Genomic DNA, 5,451 nt, shown 5'->3' with positions numbered 1-5,451 from the left:
CCCGCAGCGCCGAGCGGCCTCTTCGAGCGGCTCGCGCGCTTGCTTTTTCGTGCCTACGAACAACACCGTGCCGCCGCGCGCGGCGACGTCGCGGGCGAACTCCTGGGCGCGACGCAAAAGCGGCTCGGTCTGGGTGAGATCGATGATGTGGATGCCGTTGCGCTCGCCGTGGATGAAGCGCCGCATCTTCGGGTTCCAGCGGCGCGTCTGGTGGCCGAAGTGAACCCCGGCCTCGAGCAGCTCCTTTATGCCGATCTCTCGCACATCGACTCCCTTTTTCGACTTGCGTGGGTGGTGCCAGCTCCGCGCCCGCAGACGGGACCCGACTAGCGGGCAGGGCCGCCTGCCGCAACGCGGAGGTCGCCTACAGAGACGTGGCAAGGATACGTGAGGGCGACTGGCACGCGTGGTGCCGCGCCGTGCCGTGCGAGCGTGGGCAGGTGTTACATGCGCACGAACCCGACGATCCCGGCACGGTCGTGGACACGTTCGGCGACGCGGTCGGAGGTGTTGCCCTCGATCGTCTTGATCCGTCCGTCGGGCAGCACCGCCTCGACGATGCCGACATGTTCGTCCCAGACCACGAGGGCGCCGGGGCGTGGTTGGGGGGCGCCCGCCTTTGGGGGGGGGCGCCCCCTCTCTCCCGACGGCCCGCGCCCGCGGGAAGGAAAGGACGAACGGGTGCGGAAGGCTTGGTGAACGGACGGGAGGGTGGTCGTCCCATGACGGACGACGTCGAGCGGGTCCGCCGGGCGACGGACCTGGTGGAGCTGGTCTCCGAGACGGTCCGGCTCCGCCGCCAGGGTCGCAATTGGGTCGGCCTCTGCCCCTTCCACCACGAGAAGACGCCCTCCTTCACCGTCTCGCCGGAGAAGCAGCTCTTCCACTGCTTCGGCTGCCAGGCCTCGGGGGATGTCTTCAGCTTCCTGATGCGCCGGGACGGGATCGGCTTCCGCGAGGCGCTGGAGCGGCTGGCGCGGCGCGCCGGCATCGAGCTGGACGAGCCCGCCGACCCGCGCGAGCGGGAGCGGCGGCGGCGCCGGCGCGCCATGGAAGAGGTGCTGGAACTGGCCGCCGGCTGGTACCAGGAGTGGCTGCGGGCGCCGGAGGGCGGGGCGGCGAGGCGCTATCTGGAGGCGCGGGCGGTGGGCGCGGAGAGCGTGCGCGCCTTCGGCCTGGGCTGGGCGCCGGGCGGCAACCGGCTGCTGCAGAGGCTGGAGCGGGCGGGCCTCGATCCCGGCCCGGCGCTGGCGGCCGGGCTCCTGGCCGAGGGCGAGCACGGCCTCTACGACCGCTTCCGCGAGCGGCTGATCTTTCCCATCCGGGACGAGCGCGGCCGCCTGGCCGGTTTCGGCGGCCGCCTGTTGGGCGAGGGGCAGCCCAAATATCTCAACTCGCCCGAGAGCGAGATCTTCTCCAAGCGGCGGATCCTCTACGGGTTGGACCGCGCGGCTCCACGCATACGGAACCGCGGGCGCGCCGTCCTCGTCGAAGGTTATATGGACGCCCTGACGGCCCAGCAGGCGGGTTTCGAGGAGACGGTGGCCTCGCTGGGGACGGCGCTCACCGCCGAACAGGCGCAGATCCTGCGCCGTCTGGCGGAGGAGGTCGTCATCTGCTACGACGCCGACGCCGCCGGCCAGGAGGCCACGCTGCGTGGGCTGGAGCTGCTTCGGGCGGCGGGGCTCCGGCTGCGCGTGGCCGAGCTGCCGGAGGGCAAGGACCCCGACGAGCTGATCCGCCGGCGCGGTCCGGAAGCCTTCGCTGCCGCGCTGGAGGCGGCACGCCCCTGGCTTGAGTACCGCTTCCGGCTGCTGGTGCGGGGACGGCGGCTGGACGACTGGGAGAGCCGCGTCCAGGTGGCCGAGACCATGGCCGGCCTGCTGGCCACGGAGCGGCATCCGCTCCGGCGCAGCGAGGGCGTCCGCTGGCTGGCGCAGCAGCTGGGCGTGGACGAGAGGGCCGTCGAACTGGAGGTCCGGCGAAAGATCGAAAGCCAGGCGGGCGCGCGATCCGCATCACATAATCGAAGGACGATTCGCTATACTAACGAACGCGTTTCGCGCATCCAGACGCGCGCGAGCCAGAGAGCGGGCGATAGATGGGCAGGAATAGGCCTCGCTGCGACGAAAACCCTGTTGAGAGTGATCTGCCACCATCCTGAACTCGTTTCACGGCTTGACGGGCTCGACGTGAGTGCTATACCGGCGGATGCCGAACGACGAGCCGTCGAGGCGCTCCGGGTGGCGGGCGGGGATCCTGCCGCTGCGACGCGTAGACTGGAGGCGGAGGGCGAGCGGGAGGCGCTGACGCTGCTGGCGCAGGCCGCCCTGGACGAGACGCCGGATGCCGATCCGGAGCGCGCGCTCGCGGACAGCCTGCGGGTCCTCGGGCGGATTCCCGTCGAGCGGCGGATCGCGCAGCTTCGAGCCGAGATCGAGGCGCGACAGCGAAGCGGGAGTGATTGTACGGAACTGTTGCGGGAGCTGGATGAGCAGGTGAGGCTACGGGCGCGCCTGGCCGCCGGTGCCGGTGCGTGGTGGGGCGAGGGCCCGATCCCCGCGGAGAGAGGGGGGAGAGGGAATGGCTGAGAAGGAGATCGTGCAGGCGGCGGACGTCCGGGCACTCCTGGAGAGGGCCAAGGACCGCGGCCACATCACCTACCGCGAGGTGAGCGACGGCCTGCAGGAGAGCGGCCTGACGCCCAGCCAGATCGACGACGTCTACCAGGCGCTCTCCGACCTGGGCGTCGAGGTCATCGACGAGGGCGAGGAGGAGCCGCAGGAGGACCTGGAAGGCCTGGAGGAGGCCGCCGACCTGGCGCAGGCGGTGGCCGGCGAGGAGACGCCGGCCGACACCAAGCCGGGCGAGCTGGCCGGCGACGAGGAGCTGGAGTCGCCGGACGGCGTGGCCATCGACGATCCCGTCCGCATGTATCTCAAGGAGATCGGACGGGTCCCGCTCCTCACCGCACAGCAGGAGATCGAGTTGGCCAAGCGCATCGAGGCCGGCGACGAGGAGGCGCGGCGCCAGCTGGCCGAGGCCAACCTGCGCCTGGTGGTCAGCATCGCCAAGCGGTACGTCGGGCGCGGCATGCTCTTCCTGGACCTGATCCAGGAGGGGAACCTGGGCCTGCTCAAGGCGGTGGAGAAGTACGACTGGCGCAAGGGCTACAAGTTCAGCACCTACGCCACCTGGTGGATCCGCCAGGCGATCACCCGGGCCATCGCGGACCAGGCGCGGACGATCCGCATCCCGGTGCACATGGTGGAGACCATCAACAAGCTGGTCCGCGTCCAGCGCCAGCTGCTCCAGGAGCTGGGGCGCGATCCGACGCCGGAGGAGATCGGCGAGGCCATGGGCATCGACGCCGATCGCGTGCGCGAGATTCAGAAGATCGCCCAGGAGCCGGTCTCGCTGGAGACGCCGATCGGCGAGGAAGAGGATTCGCACCTCGGCGACTTCATCGAGGACGAGGACGCGCCCGCTCCCGCGGAGGCGGCCAGCTACAGCCTCCTCAAGCAGCAGCTCGAGGAGGTGCTGCACACGCTGACCGAGCGGGAGCAGGAGGTACTCCGCCTCCGCTTCGGATTGGACGACGGCCGCCCGCGGACGCTGGAGGAGGTGGGCCAGGTCTTCGGCGTGACGCGCGAGCGCATCCGGCAGATCGAGGCCAAGGCGCTGCGCAAGCTGCGCCACCCCAGCCGTTCCAAGAAGCTGAAGGACTACCTGGAGTGAGGCGGGAGATGAGCGGCCGGCTCTTGGGAGGGCGCCCCCGGGGCGCCCTCCGCGCGCCTGCGGGAGGAGGAGTGGCGCCGGGGGCGAAGAGGGAGCCCACCGCGAGCCGGAGGACGGGGGGCCTGGGCCGATGAGCCGGTACGTCGAGCTGGCGCGCGCCACCTGGACGGAGGTGGCGGCGCTGGAGCCGGAGCGGACCGTGGTCTGCCTGGCGGCGGGGCCGATGGAGGAGCACGGGCCGCACCTGCCGCTGGGGACGGATGTCTTCAACGCCGAGGCCATGCAGCGGAGGCTGGCGGCACGCCTGCTGGAGGCGGGCTACGACGTCCTCCTCTGCCCGACGCTTCCCTACGGGACGGCGCCGTTGGCGCGCGACTTCCCCGGCTCGGTCTCCATCCGGCGCGAGCATCTGGCCGGCTTCGTCACGGATCTCCTCACCTCCTTCGCGCACCACGGCTTCCGCTCGCTGGTGGTGACCAGCTGCCACCTGGACCCGCCCTTTATCCGCGCCCTGGACGAGGCCTGCCGGAACGTCAACGAGGCTGAGGACGCGCGTGCGCTGCACGGCTACGAGGCGCTGGTACTGCGCGACCTGGCCGGCGGCGACCCGGTCGCCCTCTGGGGAGAGGCGGCCGCGGGCGACTCGCACGCCGGCATGATCGAGGCCAGCTACCTCCTGGCCGTGGCGCCCGAATTGGTCCGGCTCGACGAGGCGCGCCGCCTGCCGCCCGTTCCGGCGCCTTTCTCCCGTCTCCGCCAGCTCCGCTCCTTCCGCGAGCTGGGCGAAGGGCTGGGCTATACCGGGCGGCCGGCTGCTGCCAGCCGCGCGGCGGGCGACCTCTGGTGGAGTCGCTACGAGCCGGTCTACAGCGAGGCCGTCCTGCGCCACCTGCGCGGCGAGGATGTCTCCCCGCTTCTGGCCTGGGCGGGATAGGTGGCCGCGGCGCCCTCGCCCGCGGCCCGCGTGGGCCGCGGGGCGGCCCGCAAAGTCGGGGCGGGCCGGAAACGCGTAAGCTAGACGCAAACGCCGGGGCGGAGCAAGGGGGGAGGCCCATTGTCGGCGGTGGCTGCCACGATCAACGGCCAGAGGCTCCTCGAGCGCATCGAGGAGCTGGGCAGGGTGGGGCGCCTGCCGGAGGCGCAGGGCGGCGGCATCAACCGGCCCACCTACGGGCCGGCCTGGATGGAGGCGCGCTCCCGCGTCGCCGCCTGGATGAGCGAGGCCGGCTTGGCCGTCCGCGTGGACGCGGCCGGCAACCTGATCGGCCGGCTGGACGTACCGGGTGCCCAGGGGGGCGCCGTCGCCCTGGGCTCCCACATCGACACGGTGCCCCACGGGGGCGCCCTGGACGGCGCCTACGGCGTCCTGGCGGCGGTGGAGGTGGCGGACGCGCTCCGCCGGGCGGGCGCACCGCTCCGCCACCCGCTGGAGGTGCTGGTCTTCGCCGACGAGGAGGGACGCATCGGCGGCGGCCTCTTTGGCAGCCGCGCCATGGCCGGCCTGCTGGAGCCCGCCTTCGCGGAGCGCGAGAGCGACGTGGGCGACGCCATGCGAGAGGCGGGCCTCGACCCGCGCCGGCTGGCGGAGGCGGCCCGGCGGCCGGGCGAGCTGGCCTGCTACGTGGAGATCCATGTGGAGCAGGGAGGCCGGCTCGACCGTATGGGCGTCCCCGTCGGCGTGGTGCGCGGCATCGTCGGCATCCGCCGCTTCCG

Annotated in this window: 6 protein-coding genes; 4 read left to right on the top strand and 2 right to left on the bottom strand. The window is 72.3% G+C overall.

The genetic code is table 11. The annotated features are described in order from the left end of the window. Together rpsB and K6U79_10750 are read right to left on the bottom strand one after the other, a co-directional pair. On the bottom strand, positions 1-264 hold a 264-nt coding region (gene rpsB / locus K6U79_10755; protein ID MCL6522830.1), incomplete at its 3' end, for a 30S ribosomal protein S2. Between the two features lie 179 nt (positions 265-443). Then, positions 444-584 carry a CHAP domain-containing protein gene (locus tag K6U79_10750; GenBank protein ID MCL6522829.1) on the bottom strand — a complete coding sequence of 47 codons (141 nt, stop codon included), beginning with the start codon at positions 582-584 and terminating at the stop codon, positions 444-446. 138 nt (positions 585-722) lie between these two features. Here K6U79_10750 and dnaG point away from each other — a divergent pair, with 138 nt between their 5' ends. The 4 genes from dnaG to K6U79_10730 all read left to right on the top strand — a co-directional run. Continuing rightward, on the top strand, positions 723-2,591 hold the full coding sequence (dnaG, locus tag K6U79_10745) for a DNA primase (protein MCL6522828.1): 1,869 nt from the start codon (positions 723-725) through the stop codon (positions 2,589-2,591). Further along, a complete protein-coding gene (gene rpoD, locus K6U79_10740) occupies positions 2,584-3,738 on the top strand; it encodes an RNA polymerase sigma factor RpoD (protein ID MCL6522827.1) in 1,155 nt (384 codons plus the stop codon). The genes dnaG and rpoD overlap by 8 nt, the downstream gene beginning before the upstream one ends. A 130-nt stretch (positions 3,739-3,868) precedes the next feature. Beyond that, a complete protein-coding gene (locus K6U79_10735) occupies positions 3,869-4,672 on the top strand; it encodes a creatininase family protein (GenBank protein ID MCL6522826.1) in 804 nt (267 codons plus the stop codon). 120 nt (positions 4,673-4,792) lie between these two features. Continuing rightward, positions 4,793-5,451: M20/M25/M40 family metallo-hydrolase (locus tag K6U79_10730; protein MCL6522825.1), on the top strand; the 659-nt coding region annotated here is incomplete at its 3' end.

This window comes from Bacillota bacterium, from assembly GCA_023511835.1.
Taxonomy (GTDB): Bacteria; Bacillota; Sulfobacillia; order JAIMAT01; family JAIMAT01; genus JAIMAT01.
This window is presented reverse-complemented; position numbering and strand designations above follow the sequence as displayed.